An 18,137-nucleotide genomic window follows, 5' to 3' on the forward strand; every position below is an offset into this window, starting at 1 on the left:
ATTAAAGCTTATAGGCTATTTCTGTTAGAAAGTTATTATGAAATAATAACAATTGATTTTGTATTATAAACAAACTAGCTTGCCTGTTCTTTATAATAAAATTCTGTCTTACCAATTCTTTTAAAGCCTACCGATTTATAAAATTTGATGAGCCTTTGTTTTAATGATACCATTTGCTCATCCTTTGAGTTCATAATATATTTTACTTCCCCATTTATTTTTTCTAAAGGTCCAGGCATTAAATATATATAGGCAATAGGCTCAATGATATGTTTCCGCAAAAACTCTGGTAACTTATCAAATAGCTTTCTACCAACTCCTTTTTTTCTATGTTCTTTCTCAATAAACAGTTCAGTAATATAAAAAGCGTTGTCTTTAAGTTTTTTCTTTGAAAGAACCTGAATATAGAAGCTTTTCATTTCACTTTCCTTTTCACTATCAGCAAATTCAAGGATTTTTAATATTTCATCAGATTCTAATTCATTGAAAATATTTTCTCCATTTAATAAAACACCCTTTATATAACCGATTTTTTCCTTTTCAGAAGTGATGTAGATTAGGACTTCTTTTGTATAATTTGACAGTGTTAAAATTGGCTGTTTATCACTGTCACTATTATTACTGTCACTATCATCACTGTCTGACTCAATGGTCTCCATCAATAACACCTCTACTTTTTAATATTCATATTTATTGTACTTTTTTTTACAGAATAAGTCAATGCTGTTTAATTACAATATTTCAATTAAATGTCACCATCATCCACGGTTGACAATGATTTACATTCATGGTATGTTATATATAGAAGCGTAGAGGCATTTCACATTTAAAATGTGAGGTGCCTTCTTCTATATTTAATTAATTACCATTAAATGTATAAATATGAAAGGAGAAAAGGTATGTCAGTTAATGCAGAATCCCATACGGTAAGGCAGAGATGGTTAGACCACTTATCAGATATTGAAAGTGAAAAAGTTCAAGTGATAGATAAGTTTTTTTTCAATGAGACAACAGAAAAATATGAATTTAAATCATACATGAACAATTACATTGCACAAATTGAACATTATATTAATGAATATGAAAATGACGCTCAAATAGATTCTTTTGTAATTATTGGTAGTATAGTAGAATTAGAAGATTTGGAAGATGGTGAAATTATAGAAATTCAAATTGTATCACCTTTTGGAAATGATGCACATAACACAATGGACTGCGCTTCATATATGTCACCAATGGGTCGTGCACTTCTATTTAAAAAAATTGATGAAATTGTTTGTGTTGAAACTCCTGCAGGACAGTTTGAGTATAAAATCAACTCCATTAAGATGTTGTGATATATATGATTTATAGAAAATAATGGAAGCGTCTATATTTTACTATGAAATTTACAATACTTTAGAGTTGCTTATTTTAGATAAATATTATTAAAAAAACAAGGGCAATGCCCCTTAAAAATATAGGAGGTTTTGTTATGAACACAGCAACACTTGTTGTCACACCAAGGCATGAAAAAGGACGTAAGGTAAGAAAGCAGGGTTTTATTCCTGCTATTATTTATGGTCATGGTACTAAAAATACACCTATACAATTTCCAAAATCAAATTTTCAACGTGTCATAAATGAATTTGGACAAAGAGCCAAAATTAATCTAGTTATCAATGATGAAGAAAAATCTGGTATTATTAAGGCTGTAGATAGACATCCAGTTACTTTGGAAGTACAGCATGTTGATATACAGGTTGTACAAAAAGATGAAACAGTTAACTGGGAAATTCCAATCACCTTTTCTGGGCGTGAAAATCTTGAATCAAAGCGTTTAGTACTTCAAGTAGATTTAGCACAAATTGAAGTAAATGGCAGGGTAGATATTATACCTGATTCAATTGTAGTAGATGTAAAGAATAAAGATATAAATGACACCATAACAATAGGAGATTTGAAACTTGATTCTAGAATTAAAACTATTAAAACCCCCGATACGGTTTTAGCAATTGTAAAATCAAATTACAATACGGCTGCTGATACCATAATAGAAGATACAACCGAGGAAAGTGCTGTATAAAGGACAATAAAGTTTCAATAAAAGTCATGAGATTTTAAGACTGAGTGCTTAAATTCCCATGACTTTTTGCTTTTAATACTTCTTCAATTTTTTACTAAATACAATTATTAAGTAGGATAGAATAAAAATTAAGGCTGCCATTATAAATGGCGTTTTAGGATATATGTCCAATAAAGCTCCTGCAAATAGAGACCCTCCCACCATCCCTACTGAGTTGGCAGAATTTTGAAGTCCCATAATTTTGCCATGTTCATTCTTACTTAGGTTCGATACCATTGTTTGCAATAGCGGTCTAAACATAGAAATCACAAATATAAATATTAGAAATATCATTATTGAAGGCAAAGATAATAAATTATCTATAGTGGCAAGAATTATTAGGGTTATACCTGTGGCCAATAAAATAATTTTAAGTGATTTTTTTTCTCCATATTTATTTGCTATTTTTGGTGTTAAATACACATTTGCTATCATACCAACAATACCAGTTAAGGCCATATAATAACCTATCTGTAATGGGTTTAAGTTTAAATATTTCTTTAAGAAATAGTTTATGCCGTTAGAATAAGCTGTATAGGAAAAAGATGTTAGTAGAACTAGCAATAATAATGTTCCTAGAGCAGTAGGTATATATTTTTTTAAATTATCCTTAACTTGAAATATAAAAGGTGTTGTATTATCCTTTGAATTATGATACTTAACATCACTATCTGGCAGAAACAAATAGATTACTAAGGCTTGAATGAATAATCCGATTGATTGAAAAATAAAGGCTCTATGATAATCCTTAGCACCAATATAGCCACCGATGAGATATCCTAATGATACAGCAAAGCCTCTTATGGCAGTATAATAAGCTATGGCTTTACTTCTGTTTCTACTGTTTGTTTCATCTACAATATAGGCTATGGAGTTAGTAAATATAGATGAAGAAAATCCTCCACCTATAACTCTAAATAAAATTATCATATATGCTTTTGTAGAAAAACCAAATCCTATTTGAGCAAGGGCGTATCCTACCATTGGAAGATATAAGAATAGTTTTCTTGTTCTATATTTATCAGATAAACTACCCCAAATTGGCGACATAGTAAAGCTTGCCACAGACATGGCAGCAAACATTAATCCATACATAAATCCAGACATATTAAGACTAACAACTAATTCTGGAGTAACAGGATGAGCCATATTTGATAAAATTGTTACCCAAAATAATACTATAATTAAATAGATTGTTTTCTTATTCAAAAAAAGCACCTCATTTACCAAAATTAGCAAATCTCCATTTCATATTATATCATTTATTTCCAATAAATTCTGAGTTATTTTTTTAAAAATAGACTTTATTTGACATAGAAAGAATAATAAAAATTATTATGCAAATAATATGGTTAATAATTTTGACATTGTTTAACTGAGCAAATTGCATAATTACCTTCTCAAAAAACTAACTACCACATATTGTTTTAAAATCTTCGAAGCTATACCATCGAAATATATTCCATTCTAAATAATTAAATTAAGGATAATATTCGCATATGCAATTTTGCTAAATTAAAGTTATGGAATTTCCTCAACTATAACTGTATTAAAAATAAAATAAGAGAATTATATTTTGAAGGGATATTTAAAAATGAATGTTATTGAAACCAATAATTTAACTAAAAATTATGGAAAATCAAGGGGAATTGTCAATGTAAGCTTTAGTGTTAAAGAAGGTGAAATTTTTGGGTTTATTGGTCCAAACGGTTCTGGAAAATCAACTACTATTAGAACACTATTATCCTTAATTTATCCTACTAGTGGTAGTGCTACTATATTTGGTAAAGATGTTATAAAATTTGGACCTGAAATTAAAAAAGAAATTGGCTATTTACCATCGGAAGTTTTTTATTATGACAACATGAAAGTTATTGATTTTTTAAAATATTCAGCTAGTTTTTATAAAAAGGACTGTAATAAAAGAATTTATTACTTGGCGGATGAGATGAACCTGAATTTACATAAAAAAATCGATGATTTGTCTTTAGGAAACAAGAAAAAGGTTGGGATTGTTCAAGGTTTACTTCACCAGCCCAAACTTATTATTCTTGATGAACCTACTAGTGGTTTGGATCCTCTCATGCAGCAGAAATTTTTTGACATATTAAAAAAGGAAAACAAGAAAGGGGCAACAATTTTTTTCTCTTCTCATATTTTAAGTGAAGTCCAAAAACTGTGCGATCGTGTGGCTATTATAAAAGAAGGAAAAATAGTAAATCTAGAAAAGATTAGTACTTTAAAGGAAAATAATTATAAAAAATTTAAGATAGAACCGCTATCTAACATGGATTTAAATTATTTTAATATAAATGGTATAAAGAATTTAGAGATAAAGGATAAAACAATTAAATTTATGTTTAAAGGAAATCTCAATACTCTTATGAAAAAAATATCTGCAATCGAAATATCAAATATTTGGATAGAAGAGCCTAGCCTTGAAGAAATTTTTATTCATTATTATTCGAGGGAGGAATAGAGAAAATGAATATATTCTTACATGAGCTAAAGACATATAAAAAATCCACAATTTTTTGGAGCATATCCTTAATAGTAGTAATTGCTGTATTTTTTTCATTATTTCCATCCTTTTCAAGGGATATTGATCAGATGAAAAGATTATTGGAAGGTTTCCCAGAAGCCATAAGAATGGGAATGGGAATTTCATTAGAGAGTTTTAATAATGTATTAGGCTACTATTCCTTTCCATTTACATTTATACTTTTTCTTGGTGGAATTCAGGCTATGTATCTAGGTATTTCTATTGTATCAAAGGAAGTAAGTGAAAGGACGTCAGATTTCCTTTTAACAAAACCTATTACACGGGTACAAATCTTGACTTCTAAGATATTAGCAATAATTACCTCTTTAACAATTACTAATATGGTTTATATAGTAGGTACAAGTATAATTATTTATATTGTGAAGAATGATGATTATAGTTTTAAAATATTATTTATGATTTCTATTACACTATTATTTATACAGTTGATATTTATGTCATTAGGTATTGTTATTTCAGTTATACTACCAAAGATTAAATCGGTTTTATCTATTTCTTTGTCTACTGTATTTATTTTTTATTTTATAAGCTTTTTGAGCTCAAGAGCTGATGACGACATGATTCGATATATAACCCCTTTTAAATATTTTGATCCTTCCTATATTATAGAAAATAGTGCCTATGAATCGATATTTATTGTTATAACCTTATTACTAATTTCAGCTTTTATCACTGCAAGCTATATAATTTATATAAAAAAAGATATTCATACTATTTAGTAAGCTGATTTTAAAATCTGGGAGTGAGAAGTTTATGAATATATTAGCTATAGAAATTAAATCCAATATAAAATCACTTACTATATGGTGTATAGGAATGGTGGCAATGATTGGTGCTGGGATGGGTAAATTTGTAGGATACACTAAATCAGGAGAAGCTATAAATGATATCTTAACTATATTTCCAAAATCCTTGTTAAATGTGATGGGGATAAGTAGTTTTGATTTATCAACTGTTATTGGTTTTTATGGAGTACTTTTCCTATATCTCATATTAATTGCTGCTTCCCATGCTATTATGTTGGGAGTAAATATAATATTAAAGGAAGAAAACGATAAAACTATAGAGTTTTTACTTGCTAAGCCTGTTTCAAGAAGTAAAGTTATAACTTCAAAGCTTTTAGCAGCCCTTTTTAATATTATTATTTTAAATATAGTTACACTTACGGCATCTTTTTTTGCGGTTAATTATTTTAATCAGTTTCATGAGACATTAATATATATAATAATGTTAATGGCTGGAATGTTTATCCTACAACTTATATTTTTAAGTGTAGGATTATTACTGGCCTCTGCCAGTAATAATCCTAAGACTACGACTTCCAAGGCTGGAGCAATATTACTTACTACTTTCATATTGTATTTACTAATAAATATGAGTGATAAGCTTGAAAAGCTAAAATTTCTTACTCCCTTTAAATACTTTGAAGCTGAATCCATAATTTTGGGAAAGGGTTTTGATATGTTTTTCATAATACTTTCATTTGTGATTATAGTTATATCATTGATAGGGACTTATAAGTTTTATAAAAGAAGGGACTTAAATGTATAAAGTGTCGTAGTTTGCTGAGAAAAATGAAAATAGAACTAATTGTTTCAAATATATTTGTCTTAAAAAAAAGACATTGTCCAAAATTCAATGTGTTTAATGTCTCAAAAAAGAGATAATATTTTACAAATTTTAAAGCCTATGGGAATTCAAGAAATATCGATAAATATTTTTCATGACAGGGTGAAATTAATATTTATCAATATTTTAAAGAATTTCCATAGGTATTAATTTTATGCCAATATATTGTCTATGAAATATATTGGCATAAAATTTGCAAAATATTATAAATAATCAGTAAAAATCAAAGCTTAATTTTTAGGAACAAAAATAATAATAAAAGGAGGTAAATTTGAGGACATTGGAAAGTATATAGGTAGTGAAATTTAGCATAAGGAGGGTAAATTTTATATGAAAGGTAATTTATACACAACAATGGGACTATTTATATTTTTAGTAGCGGTAGTTATTATTGGATATTGGTCGTCAAGAAAGGTTAAGACTTCAAATGATTTCTATTTAGGTGGAGATAAGTTGCCAGGATGGGGACTAGCATTATCTGAACGCTGTTCTGATATGTCTGGATGGCTGCTTATAGGAGTTCCAGGAATAGCATGGGAAACAGGATTATCAAGTATATGGATTATTGTGGGAGCTGGAGGTGGAGCAATATTTCAGTGGTTAGTTTATTCAAGACCATTTATGGAAGGTAGAAAAGAAACTGGAGCCTTAACACCGGTTGGACTTATAGCAGAGAGATTACCCGAAGATAGTAAATGGGTAAGATTATTACCAGGAATAGTAACATTTATATTTTATATGGGATATATAGGATCTCAGTTTTTAGCTGGTGGAAAAGTTTTATATCAAACTTTTGGTATTGATACTACTATAGGTTTGGTAATTATAGCAGTTATTATAATTATTTATTCATTTGTAGGTGGATTTATGTCGGTTGTTTGGACCGATGTTTTACAAGCTCTTCTTATGGTGTTTACTTTGACAATATTACCTTTAATTTTGCTTATTCAAGTGATGGCGGATCCTTCATTATCTATTACAGCAGCCTTGAAAGCCGCAGGCCCTGAACATGCTTCATGGCTGGGGGGCAAATCTGGGGCGGCAGCAATGGTATTATTAGGAGCTAATTTAAGTTGGTTCTTTGCTAACCTAGGAGGATATCCCCACTTAGATGTAAGAATGATGGCCATTAATAATGAAAAGGATAGAAAAGAAGGACTGATAACAGCTACAATTTGGAGTATATTAACCTCCGTAGGGGCTATACTAATAGGCTTATTAGCAAGAACAATTCATGGTGCTCCTGCTGCACTAGTTGCAGATAGAGAAATGACGCTCCCCTTTATGGTACTTCAACATACTCCAGCAATTATGGGAGGAATACTATTGGCGGGTGCATTGGCAGCCATGATGTCAACAGCAGATTCCCAATTACTTGTGGCAGCTTCAGCTGCAGCAGAGGACCTATATACTAAGGTATTCAAAAAGTCAGAAAAAATTGACGAAAAAACATTACTTAAGATTACAAGATTAGCTACAATAATAATTGGTGGTTTAGGATTAGTATTTGCATTAACAGCTCAAGATTTTGTTTATACTTTAGTTAGTTTTTCAGCTACTGGATTGTTCTCAGCCTTTGGTCCAGCAATTACTTTAACATTCTTCTGGGGTAAAAAAGTTTCAAAACAAGGAATTATCGCAGCCTTTATAGCAGGTCCTTTAACTACAATATTATGGATTAGCTTAGGACTTACATCCATTGTAACGGTAAGATTAGTTGCACCACCAGTAGGATTTATAGCTGCAATTGCAGCATCATTAATATGGCCTAGAAAAGAGATGACTAAAGAAAAGAGTATTTAAAAAAAATATAAAGAATTGATTGTTGAGAATCAATGTTTTCAAAAGATACAAATATAAAGAATGTCAAAGGATCTGCCTTTATTTACAGATCCTTTGACATTCAATTTGTATATAGGCCCAATATTTTAAGTTTTTTTATTGCTATCTTTTTTGCTAAAATCTATGGGGTGTATGGGGCTACAGGTTCATTAAAAAAAGGTTTGACAAAATATTGAAAAGATACAAAATATGACATAAAATATATAGTATATACTGTTTTTGCCACTATAAAATAGAATAATAGGAGTGATTTATTTGAAAAGTATGAAGGCCTTATATTTTCCCGAGTTACATAAAATAGAACTACGACAAGTTGAAAAACCTGCTTTAAAGGATGAAAATGATGTTATTGTTAAAATTACCCTTACAACAATTTGTGGAAGTGACTTACATATTATTCATGGTGCAATTCCATCAAAACCAGGCTTTGTTTTAGGACATGAATATGTAGGGGTTATAGAGGAAGTGGGAAGTGCTGTAAAGAATTTTCAAAAAGGAGATAGAGTTATAGGCCCTCCAGTTCCATTCTGTGGGAAATGTGACAGCTGTCATGCTGGTGATTATGCCCATTGCAATGCTGGTATACACGGAAGCAGCTGCCATTTGTGGGGGACACATGCTGAATACATGAGGGTTCCTAATGCTGAAGCTTGCTTGGTACATGTTCCTGATGAACTATCAGATGAAGATGTTATTTTTACTGCAGACATATTATCAACTGGCTACAGTGCAGTAATGCAAGCTAAAGTTAAGCCTTTAGATACAGTTGTTATATTTGGTGCAGGGCCTGTAGGCTTAAGTGCATTAGCTGCTGCAAAATTATATAGTCCTAGGGAAATTATATTAGTGGGGAGAAAAGATAAATTTAGATTAAATGTAGGTAAAAAAATTGGAGCTACTGATATTATTGTTTCTTCGGAGGAGGATGTAATATCAACTATTAAAAAACTGACCAATGGACGTGGTGCTGATGTGGCTATTGATGCTGTTGGAGTTGAACCAACGATCCAACAGGCTGTAAGATGTGTAGGCATTAATGGTAGGGTATCTGTAGTTGGAATTTCAGGAGCAAATGTCACATTACCCTTAGGAGAAGTATTTTTTAATAACATAAGCATTGATATGGGTCTGGGAGATATAGGTCATGTGAAATACTTAATGAATTTGATAAAAGAAAAGTTCATTGATCTATCACCATTGATAACTCATAGGATGAGGCTTGATGAGATAGAAGAAGCTTTTAAATTATTTGAGAATAGAAATGAAGATGTGCTTAAAATACTTGTAAAACCATAATCTTATATATGTCATGTGAAACAATATAAGAAAGGAGCTGCTAGAGAATAAATTTAAGGCAGCTCTTTTTTAAAACAAGGCAAATTGCTTTTTAAAGCTTTATAATAAAGATAAACAGCCATTTTCTAAAAAGATAAGTGGGTGTATATAGGAGAGTGAGTGTATATGGAAGCTAAATATATTGTTATAGTTCAATGTGATATTGCACATAGAAGGTGCAGTGGTTTTGCCTGTTCAAATGCTTTCTATAATAAAGAAGGAATGTTTGATATTTATAATAATAACACAAAGTATATTTCATTTACTTGTGGGGGATGTTGTGGAAAGGGAATTGCTGCAAAGCTAGAGCATTTTTCCAAAAAACTAAAAAGAAAAACTGATATCAATAAAAATGAAGTAGTAATTCATCTATCATCTTGTATAGTAACTGATAATCATCATTACGATAGATGTCCTCATATTGATTATATTAAGGATATTATCTTAAAAAAAGGCTATAAAAATTTAGTAGAAGGGTCTTATATAAGTGATAATGCAGAAATGAAAAGAAAGCAAGGTGTATACACTAGTTATTAGAATTATAAATTAACTTTTTGTTCTAGTTTCTATATCGGGAGTTTTAATATTTCCTTTTTGTTCATGCTATAAACTTGTTTTTTTATACAATTTTTAAGGGGAAAACAGGTTTATAAAAATCACTCAAATGAAAAATTAAAACTCCCTAGTTTATATTTTAGAACAAAAAATTTGATTTACTAGCACAGCAGGTTAAATTAAAAAGGTGTAGGCTTGAATTATTTTTCTTACAAAAGCAAATATAAGTAAGAGAAATTCAAGTCTATTTTATTTTTTGGATATTTGAGCAAATTGCATAATTACCTTCCCAAAAGATTATCTATTATATATAGTTTTAAAATCTTCAAATCCATACTATCGAAATATATTTAATTCTAAATAATTAAATTAAGGATAATATTCCCATATGCAACCCAGCCAAATTAGAGTTATGCAATTTCCTCATTCAAATATAAATAAGATATTGACAAAAATACAAAATTGTAATATATTAAGAATAACAATATTGTTCAACAATATTAATTACAAATACGAACCTCAATATTGCTATAACATATATTGTGGGAAATTTATTTAAAATATATTTATTAAAAGCAACTATTTATCACATTTGTACAGAATATAGTGAAATAAATTAAAGTTCAATATTGTTTAACTACGCAAACCCTATATAGAAAAGTTTTAATAAGCCATTTGTTATAAATTGATGTTTAAAAGATTATATCGTACAATAAGTTTGAAAAGATACTTAAATAATAGGATGGTGAAAAATGAGTACTCAAACAGACTATGCATATGAAATTATTAAAAACAGAATTCTAGATGGAAGTTATAAGCCTTCTGAAAATTTAGTTGAAATGAATATTGCTAATGAATTAAAAGTAAGTAGAAATACCACTAAAAAAGCTTTGTTAAGGTTGGAAAGTGAAGGACTAGTAGTAATGGAACCTAATAAAGGAGCAAGAGTAAAGGATTTTACTTTAGATGAGATTGTAGATTTCTTAATGATAAGAGAAGTTCTTGAAGGGCTGATATTTAGTTTGGTTGCAAAGTCTATTTCTGATGAGGCTTTGGAGAAATTAGATGAAATAATTGTTAAAATGGAGAAATGTGTAGAGCAAAGCCAATTTGTTCAGTATTCAGAAAACAATCTTAAATTCCATAATATAATTTATGATTTATGTAAAAACGAGAAAGCAGTTGAAATGACTCTTTTAATTAAAACACAGTTAAGAAGATATAATTTGAGAACTATACTAATTCCAGGAAGGAGTCTTAAGACTCTAAATGAACATAAAAATATTTATAAGGCTTTAAAAAATCATGATTCAAAGGAAGCTGAAAAAGCCGCTAGAACACATATATCAAACTTAAGAAATACAATAATAGATAATTATGATTTTTTAATATAGTATAAAACAAATAAATTAGCTTAACATTTAATCTTTAAACCCGGGTAGAGATTATGAGAATATAAAATAACAATTTGAGTTTTTAATCAGTTAAATAAGGAGGATTAAATATGACAAAGGATATATTAAATGGTGCTTATGATCTCCATATTCATTCTGCTCCTGACGTTATGGCAAGAAAAATGAATGATTTAGAAATGACAAAGAGAGCTAAAGCAAAAGGAATGAAGGGTTTTGCTATTAAATCACATTTTTTCTGTACATCAGAAAGAGCAAGTATTGTTAAAGAAATTTATCCTGATGTTAATGTAATTGGGACTATTTGTCTCAATAATGCTGTAGGTGGAGTAAATCCAACGGCAGTTGAGATGGCTGCAAGAAGTGGAGCAAAAATTGTCTGGATGCCCACTGTGGATTCAGAGAATGAACAATCCCGTTTAAGGGCAGGAACTTTAAAGAAATTACCTTATTGGGCCACAATTCAGCAGGAAATGAAGAAGGAAGGAGTTTTATCTCATAGTATAAAGGTTTTAGAAAATGGTGAGTTGAAACAGGAAGTTTATGAAGTTTTGAAAGTAATAGCAAAAAATAATATGGTATTAGCCACCAGTCATCTTACCCACGATGAGACATTTGCAGTAGTAGAAGCAGCTGCAAAGTTGGGAGTAAATAGGATTATTGTAACCCATGTAGATTTTCCCACAACATTTTATACAGTAGAAGAGCAGAAAAAGCTTGTAGATTTTGGAGCCTACATGGAACATTGTTTTACAACTCCTGCAACTGAAAAGGTAGCTTGGGATGTTGTTTTCGATCAAATCAAAAAAATAGGATCCAAGCACTGTATTTTAGCCACAGATTTAGGACAACCTACAGCCTTATATCCAGATGAGGGCTTGGAAAAGTTTGCTTTAACATTGTTAGAAAATGGATTTAATGAAAAGGATATCGATAATATGATCAGAGTAAATCCAAAATACTTAGTTGAATGAAAGGAGTAGTTTATAGATATGGCAAAAAATATACTAGTTGTTAGTGCACATGCTGCTGATTTTGTTTGGAGAGCCGGTGGTACTATGGCAAAGTACATTAAAAGAGGCGACAATGTGTCCTTGGTAGTATTGAGTTATGGTGTTAGAGGAGAATCAAATCATCTGTGGAAGCTTGAAGGACAGACAAGCGAAAATGTAAAAAGAATAAGAAGAGAAGAATCAGAAAAAGCTGCCAAAATACTTGGAATAAGTGATTATGAATATTGGGACTTTCAAGATTATCCAATAGAAATAGATGATAATAGGATGGAAAGAATGGTAAGAAAAATAAGAGAAGTTAAACCAGATATTATAATAACTCATTCTCAAAGCGATGCTTTTAATCCAGATCATGAAATCGTTTCCGATTATGTTTGGAAAGCTAGTGTTTATGGTGTATCTGCTGGAGTGAGAATAGATGGACTAGAAAATATTAAACAACCAAAAATATTTGGATTTGAACATCATCAAACGGAAATAAGTTCCTTTGTACCAGATACAATTATTGATATTACGGATACCTTTGATACAAAGGTAGAGGCGATGAAGTGTTTCCAAGCTCAGAAACATTTAATTGATTACTATACCGATAGAGGAAAAATGAGAGGAAATCATGCCAGAAGGATATCTGGAAATAAAGAATATCAATATGCAGAAACATTTACTAGAAGATATCCTTATGTTGGGGAGGAGCTTTTATAAATGGAGAAATACGTTGTAAGGAATATCAATAGAACATCCCGGGAAATTACAGAAGAGTTTGCAAAACTAGGGACAGCAACAGTATATGAGGCTCAAGGAAAACAAGGGCTAATGTGTGATTCAATAAAGCCTATTCAACAGGGAGTTTCTGTATGTGGCCCTGCTGTTACTGCCCTTTGCTATGCAGGAGATAACTTAATGATTCATGCAGCTATAGAAGTATGCAAGCCGGGCGATATTTTAGTTGTGTCTACCATTGGAGATAGTAAATGCGGCATGATAGGAGATTTAATTGTTCAATCGCTAATTAAAAAAGGTGTAAAGGGATTAATAATTGATTCCGGCATAAGGGATGTGTCTAGGATTAGAGAACTGGGTTTTCCAGTTTGGTCTAAGTATATTACCTGCCATGGCACCACAAAGGTTAGAGGTGGATGGGTTAATTCACCATCTGAATGTGGAGGAACTCTTGTTAACCCAGGAGATTTAATAGTTGCTGATGACGATGGTATAGTAGTTGTTAGACAAGATGAAATACAAGATTCTTTAAATGCATCAAAGAAACGGGAAGAAAAGGAAAAACATACAGTAGAAAAAATAAATGCTGGACAATTAGGTGTAGATTTTTATGGCTTTAGAGATGTGCTTAAAAAGCAAAATGTAAAGTATTATTCTTCTAAAGAAGATATTAAAGGATAGAAAAATGTATAAATTAAGTCTTACTATATAAACTCTATAAGGATAGCCAACTCTAAAGCATTATAAATTTCATAGAAAAATGCAGAAGTTTTCACTATTTTCTATGAAAATTATACTAAGTTTTAATGTTGGTTATCCATATCATATATATCATAGAAAATTATAGACATATTGACAGAGTATAAATAAATGTAAAAGGATAATGAAAGGGAGGTAGACTATGAAAAAGTTTGGAGTTTTTGGTTTGATATTCGTTATACTTGTTGGATTGTTAGGTGGATGTACTAATAGTGAGGATGGTTTAAAAGAGAATAATACTTCAAAAGGTAAGACTCAAATAGTAATTGCAACGGGAGGGACTTCAGGAACCTATTATGCTGTTGGTGCAGGATTAGGAAAATTAGTAAATAAATATTCAGACAATCTAAATGCAGTAGTTCAAGGAACTCATGGGGCTGTAGAGAATGTTAGGCTTGTTAATTCAGGAGAAGCAGATATTGGGTTTGGAAACTCTGATGCTGCATATTTTGGTTATGAAGGTATTGGTCCATTTGAAGGTCAGAAGCAAAACATAGTTGGCTTGATGTCTTTATATAAGAGTGGTGGTCAGATGATTGTAATGGAAGATTCAGGATATAAATCCATACCAGATTTAAAGGGTAAAAAAGTCAATCTAGGACCTGCTGGATCTACAGTTACTGAGATGTCAAAAGTTATGTTCAAGGCTTATGGACTAGATCCTGAAAAAGATATAAGTCCTGTATATTTATCATTTGCTGAAGGTGTTGATAAAGTATCTGATGGCGATATTGATGCTTCATTTATAGTGTCTGGTATACCAACTGCAGCAGTAATTAGTGTTTCCAATACAAAGGATATAAGATTGATTTCATTAAGTGATGGAACAATAGAAAAAATAGTTAAGGAATATCCCTACTACGAAGGATTTACAATACCAGGTGGAACATATAAAGGTATTGATGAAGATGTACAAAGCTTGCAATTATGGACTACTTTAATAGTAAATTCTGATATGCCAGAAGAAATTGCAAATGAGATAACTACTATTATATTAGATCACAGTGATGAACTCTTGGATGTTCATAGCGTGGCAAAGGATATTTCCGTAGAAACAGCTCAAAAGATGCCAATTCCACTTCATTCTGGTTCTCAAAAATATTTTGATAAGCAGTAATATAATTTGGTGATGACACATGGTATTGGAGGACAATATGACAAATATAATAGAAAATAATAATTCTGAAAGAAATAAAACTAAATATATTATAGCCTTATCCATAATACTATCTGCTTTTCATTTATATACGGCATCCTTTGGTATTTTACCAAGCTATGCCCAGGCATCTATTCATTGGGCTATAATTGCAACTTTTATTGTTTTTACAAGACCTTCTGGTTTTTCATTTGGTGGAAAACTTTATGATTTTACTTTGGTTTTAATTACTTGGTATGCATCCTATTATCTAATACATGTGCAAGAAGAATTGGTGACTAGGGTGGGTTTGTATACGAATTTTGAGATTGTATTAGCTATAGCTGCTGTAATAGCGGCTTTACTGATTGCCACAAGGGTTGTTGGCAAGATATTGCCAGTAATATGTATTATATTTATACTTTATTCCATGTTTGGTAGTAAAATTTCGGGAATGTTTAATACTCAGAGTTTCTCAATATCAAGAATTGCCACATATTTATATACATCCGGTGATGGACTTTATGGACAAACATTAAATATATCAGCAAGATTTATATTTCTCTTTGTATTATTTGGTGCTATTCTTGACCTAACTGGAGCTGGAAACTTTTATGTTGATTTAGCTTATTCATTAACAGGAAGGGTATCTGGAGGGCCTGCCCAGGCGGCTATAACTTCTAGTGTTTTATTGGGAATGATTAATGGAAGTGGAGCGGCAAACGTTGTTACAACAGGTACTTTCACTATTCCGTTAATGAAAAAGGTTGGTTATAAGCCTTCAATTGCTGGAGCAGTTGAAGCAGTAGCTTCCTGTGGTGGTCAGATTATGCCTCCTGTAATGGGAGCGGCAGCCTTTCTAATGTCGGAAATTACCGGTATACCATATTCGAAAATAATTTTATCAGCCTTGATTCCTGCATTGTTATATTATTTTACTTTGGCAATAACTGTATATATTTATGCAAAGGAAAAGGGATTAAAGGGTATGAAAAGCAGTGAGTTGCCTAAAGTAGGAAAAGTTTTTAAAGAAGGATGGATGTATCTATTACCCATAGTGTGTCTAATTACAATATTGATGAGGGGGTACAGTCCTCAAAAAGCTGCTTACTTTTCTATTATTATTGCCCTTTTAGTAGGATTTGTTAAAAAGAGAGATGATATGAATGTGAAAAATATATTGGGAGCTTTAATGAATGCTATTAAAAACATTGCTCCTATAGCAAGTGCATGTATTTTAGCTGGAATAATAATGAGTATAATCAATCTTACTGGATTGGGAATAAAAATTAGTAGTATTTTGGAATTTATAGCCCAAGGTAATTTGATAATCGCATTGATTTTAGCAATGCTTACAAGCTTATTACTTGGCATGGGTTTACCTACATCAGCTTCCTATCTAATCTTGGCTGTTTTAGTTGGACCTGCTCTAGTAAATATGGGGGTTAGCTTGATGGGAGCCCATCTATTTATATTATACTTTGGAGCATTGTCTACTATTACTCCACCAGTTGCGTTATCAACATTTGCAGCTGCTGGTATAGCTGGGTCGGATATATGGGAAACAGGTATAGAAGCTCTGAAATTAGCTGTTATTGGATTTATAGTACCATTTATATTTGCCTTTAGTGATTTATTATTATTAGAGGGTAATATACTTGACATTATTGTTGCTATAATAACAGGATTTATGGGATGCACATTTATTGCTGTTGCAATAAGAGGCTGGTTTATTAAAAAACTTAACGTTTTCACAAGATTCATTGTGGCTGGTCTTTCAATATTTCTTATAGTACCTATTTCAATTTATGTTTCTCTGATAGTTACTTTAATAATTTGTATGGTATTGGCTATTGGAGTGAAGATGAAAAGGGCTTAAGTTAATAAACTATATAAAAGGCTTCCATTAGCTAACATTGAATTAAATTAGAAGCTAATAGAGGTCTTTTTGTATGGGGGAATATTTATGAATTATGTATTTTATAGCATTAATATTATAATGCCTATTGTTTTGGTAGTTATTTTAGGATATATTTTAAAGAAAGTATCTATAATAGATGATAATTTTATTAATCGAAGTTCAATAATCATCTTCAAATTAGCTTTACCTATAACTCTTTTTAATAGTATGGCAAATAGAAGTATTCAGTTAAGTAGGGATACAGAGTTTTTTTCCTTTATTGTATTTGGTGCTGTAGGATTAATATCTTCCTTTATAATACTGGAATTTTTATCGAGAATTTATATTAAAGATAAAAAGGTTAGAGGTGCTTTTGTTCAAGGAGCTTTTAGAAGTAATTATATTATTATTGGATATCCGATTTTAAAAAGCTTATACGGAGATAGCATTATAATTGAAATTGCTCTATTAGCGGTTTTAGCAATCCCTATATTCAATATATTTTCAATAATTACATTAACAATTAATAGCCAAGAAAATATAGAATCAAATAAAGTATTACTATTTACTAATATGTTGAAAAATCCTATGATAATTGGTATAGTTCTAGGATTTTTAGTTTCTTCTTTACAAATTAAAATACCTGTATTTTTAAGTGGAACATTTAATATAATTAGTGGACTTACAACTCCGCTAGCATTGATTTGTATAGGAGCATTATTTACTTTTAAATCCTTTGAACAAGAAATTAGACCAGTATGTGTAGCTGCTTTATTTAAAACTATACTATTTCCATTGCTATTTACTTTAACAGCTCATTTTATTGGCATTAGTGGAAGTAAATTAGCTGCAATATTTATTGTTTTTGCAACACCTACTGCCACAAGTAGTTTTATAATGGCAAAACAATTTAATAGTGATAGTAATATGGCGGCAAATATTGTAATACTATCTACATTAGTATCTGGAATAACTATTTTTGTAGGGATTACAATTTTAAGGATGCTAAGTTGGATATAAAGGAAATACTAGTATATTAACATGTTCTAAACAATAGAGCATGTTTTTTTATTTTTAATAGGCAAACCAATATATATTTTTATAACATCAATATAAAAAAATATTAATATAATAAAAATATAACAACATAATAAAAAAATATTGAAATAT

At 30.4% G+C, this 18,137-nt stretch carries 17 protein-coding genes; 15 read left to right on the top strand and 2 right to left on the bottom strand.

From position 1 onward, the window contains the following. Window positions 1–74 precede the first annotated feature (74 nt). Window positions 75–659: a GNAT family N-acetyltransferase gene (locus B5X81_RS00775; protein WP_079488617.1), complete on the bottom strand. Its 585-nt coding sequence runs from the start codon at window positions 657–659 to the stop codon at window positions 75–77. A 240-nt stretch (window positions 660–899) separates the two neighbouring features. On the opposite strand from B5X81_RS00775, the gene B5X81_RS00780 reads away from it, so the two are divergent. Both B5X81_RS00780 and B5X81_RS00785 read left to right on the top strand, forming a co-directional pair. Beyond that, window positions 900–1,337, top strand: coding sequence for a GreA/GreB family elongation factor (locus B5X81_RS00780; RefSeq protein WP_170917219.1), 438 nt, complete (start codon window positions 900–902; stop codon window positions 1,335–1,337). A 137-nt stretch (window positions 1,338–1,474) separates the two neighbouring features. Further along, window positions 1,475–2,065 carry a 50S ribosomal protein L25 gene (locus B5X81_RS00785; RefSeq protein WP_170917220.1) on the top strand — a complete coding sequence of 197 codons (591 nt, stop codon included), beginning with the start codon at window positions 1,475–1,477 and terminating at the stop codon, window positions 2,063–2,065. 72 nt (window positions 2,066–2,137) lie between these two features. Here B5X81_RS00785 and B5X81_RS00790 read toward each other — a convergent pair whose 3' ends face one another. Next, the gene (locus B5X81_RS00790) at window positions 2,138–3,313 is read right to left on the bottom strand and encodes an MFS transporter (protein WP_139380219.1); all 1,176 of its coding nucleotides are present in this window, start codon (window positions 3,311–3,313) and stop codon (window positions 2,138–2,140) included. Between the two features lie 367 nt (window positions 3,314–3,680). On the opposite strand from B5X81_RS00790, the gene B5X81_RS00795 reads away from it, so the two are divergent. The 13 genes from B5X81_RS00795 (at window position 3,681) to B5X81_RS00860 (ending at window position 17,987) form a co-directional block, all read left to right on the top strand. Beyond that, the gene (locus tag B5X81_RS00795) at window positions 3,681–4,583 is read left to right on the top strand and encodes an ABC transporter ATP-binding protein (RefSeq protein ID WP_330397319.1); all 903 of its coding nucleotides are present in this window, start codon (window positions 3,681–3,683) and stop codon (window positions 4,581–4,583) included. Between the two features lie 5 nt (window positions 4,584–4,588). Beyond that, window positions 4,589–5,386, top strand: a complete 798-nt coding sequence (locus tag B5X81_RS00800) for an ABC transporter permease subunit (RefSeq protein WP_079488624.1) — start codon at window positions 4,589–4,591, stop codon at window positions 5,384–5,386. 34 nt (window positions 5,387–5,420) lie between these two features. Beyond that, window positions 5,421–6,218: an ABC transporter permease subunit gene (locus B5X81_RS00805; RefSeq protein ID WP_079488625.1), complete on the top strand. Its 798-nt coding sequence runs from the start codon at window positions 5,421–5,423 to the stop codon at window positions 6,216–6,218. 408 nt (window positions 6,219–6,626) lie between these two features. Beyond that, entirely contained in the window at window positions 6,627–8,099 is a 1,473-nt protein-coding gene (locus B5X81_RS00810; RefSeq protein WP_079488627.1) for a sodium/proline symporter, read from the top strand. A gap of 303 nt (window positions 8,100–8,402) precedes the next feature. Beyond that, window positions 8,403–9,434 (top strand): zinc-dependent alcohol dehydrogenase, encoded by a 1,032-nt coding sequence (locus B5X81_RS00820; protein WP_244281990.1) that lies wholly within the window; start codon window positions 8,403–8,405, stop codon window positions 9,432–9,434. A 165-nt stretch (window positions 9,435–9,599) separates the two neighbouring features. After that, on the top strand, window positions 9,600–10,010 hold the full coding sequence (locus tag B5X81_RS00825) for a CGGC domain-containing protein (protein WP_079488631.1): 411 nt from the start codon (window positions 9,600–9,602) through the stop codon (window positions 10,008–10,010). A 770-nt stretch (window positions 10,011–10,780) separates the two neighbouring features. Next, window positions 10,781–11,422 carry a GntR family transcriptional regulator gene (locus B5X81_RS00830; RefSeq protein WP_079488633.1) on the top strand — a complete coding sequence of 214 codons (642 nt, stop codon included), beginning with the start codon at window positions 10,781–10,783 and terminating at the stop codon, window positions 11,420–11,422. A gap of 110 nt (window positions 11,423–11,532) precedes the next feature. Then, window positions 11,533–12,414, top strand: coding sequence for a DUF6282 family protein (locus B5X81_RS00835; protein WP_079488634.1), 882 nt, complete (start codon window positions 11,533–11,535; stop codon window positions 12,412–12,414). 18 nt (window positions 12,415–12,432) lie between these two features. Then, window positions 12,433–13,155 carry a PIG-L deacetylase family protein gene (locus tag B5X81_RS00840; protein WP_170917221.1) on the top strand — a complete coding sequence of 241 codons (723 nt, stop codon included), beginning with the start codon at window positions 12,433–12,435 and terminating at the stop codon, window positions 13,153–13,155. After that, window positions 13,156–13,854, top strand: a complete 699-nt coding sequence (locus tag B5X81_RS00845; RefSeq protein WP_079488637.1) for a 4-carboxy-4-hydroxy-2-oxoadipate aldolase/oxaloacetate decarboxylase — start codon at window positions 13,156–13,158, stop codon at window positions 13,852–13,854. Window positions 13,855–14,074: 220 nt separating this feature from the next. Beyond that, complete coding sequence (locus tag B5X81_RS00850) at window positions 14,075–15,049, top strand: TAXI family TRAP transporter solute-binding subunit (RefSeq protein ID WP_079488639.1); 975 nt, start codon at window positions 14,075–14,077, stop codon at window positions 15,047–15,049. Between the two features lie 37 nt (window positions 15,050–15,086). Further along, window positions 15,087–16,946 carry a TRAP transporter permease gene (locus tag B5X81_RS00855; protein WP_170917222.1) on the top strand — a complete coding sequence of 620 codons (1,860 nt, stop codon included), beginning with the start codon at window positions 15,087–15,089 and terminating at the stop codon, window positions 16,944–16,946. Window positions 16,947–17,033: 87 nt separating this feature from the next. Beyond that, window positions 17,034–17,987 (top strand): AEC family transporter, encoded by a 954-nt coding sequence (locus B5X81_RS00860; RefSeq protein ID WP_079488642.1) that lies wholly within the window; start codon window positions 17,034–17,036, stop codon window positions 17,985–17,987. Window positions 17,988–18,137: the final 150 nt, after the last annotated feature.

It is taken from the genome of Maledivibacter halophilus (assembly GCF_900167445.1).
Taxonomy (GTDB): Bacteria; Bacillota; Clostridia; order Peptostreptococcales; family Caminicellaceae; genus Maledivibacter; species Maledivibacter halophilus.

Bases quoted from the DNA above. Each gene is read 5' to 3' on its own strand.
- B5X81_RS00775 (WP_079488617.1), bottom strand. From the start codon at position 659: ATGGAGACCATTGAGTCAGACAGTGATGATAGTGACAGTAATAATAGT.
- B5X81_RS00835 (WP_079488634.1), top strand. From the start codon at position 11,533: ATGACAAAGGATATATTAAATGGTGCTTATGATCTCCATATTCATTCT.
- B5X81_RS00850 (WP_079488639.1), top strand. From the start codon at position 14,075: ATGAAAAAGTTTGGAGTTTTTGGTTTGATATTCGTTATACTTGTTGGA.
- B5X81_RS00820 (WP_244281990.1), top strand. From the start codon at position 8,403: ATGAAGGCCTTATATTTTCCCGAGTTACATAAAATAGAACTACGACAA.
- B5X81_RS00845 (WP_079488637.1), top strand. From the start codon at position 13,156: ATGGAGAAATACGTTGTAAGGAATATCAATAGAACATCCCGGGAAATT.
- B5X81_RS00825 (WP_079488631.1), top strand. From the start codon at position 9,600: ATGGAAGCTAAATATATTGTTATAGTTCAATGTGATATTGCACATAGA.
- B5X81_RS00840 (WP_170917221.1), top strand. From the start codon at position 12,433: ATGGCAAAAAATATACTAGTTGTTAGTGCACATGCTGCTGATTTTGTT.
- B5X81_RS00805 (WP_079488625.1), top strand. From the start codon at position 5,421: ATGAATATATTAGCTATAGAAATTAAATCCAATATAAAATCACTTACT.
- B5X81_RS00830 (WP_079488633.1), top strand. From the start codon at position 10,781: ATGAGTACTCAAACAGACTATGCATATGAAATTATTAAAAACAGAATT.
- B5X81_RS00800 (WP_079488624.1), top strand. From the start codon at position 4,589: ATGAATATATTCTTACATGAGCTAAAGACATATAAAAAATCCACAATT.
- B5X81_RS00785 (WP_170917220.1), top strand. From the start codon at position 1,475: ATGAACACAGCAACACTTGTTGTCACACCAAGGCATGAAAAAGGACGT.
- B5X81_RS00860 (WP_079488642.1), top strand. From the start codon at position 17,034: ATGAATTATGTATTTTATAGCATTAATATTATAATGCCTATTGTTTTG.
- B5X81_RS00810 (WP_079488627.1), top strand. From the start codon at position 6,627: ATGAAAGGTAATTTATACACAACAATGGGACTATTTATATTTTTAGTA.
- B5X81_RS00855 (WP_170917222.1), top strand. From the start codon at position 15,087: ATGACAAATATAATAGAAAATAATAATTCTGAAAGAAATAAAACTAAA.
- B5X81_RS00780 (WP_170917219.1), top strand. From the start codon at position 900: ATGTCAGTTAATGCAGAATCCCATACGGTAAGGCAGAGATGGTTAGAC.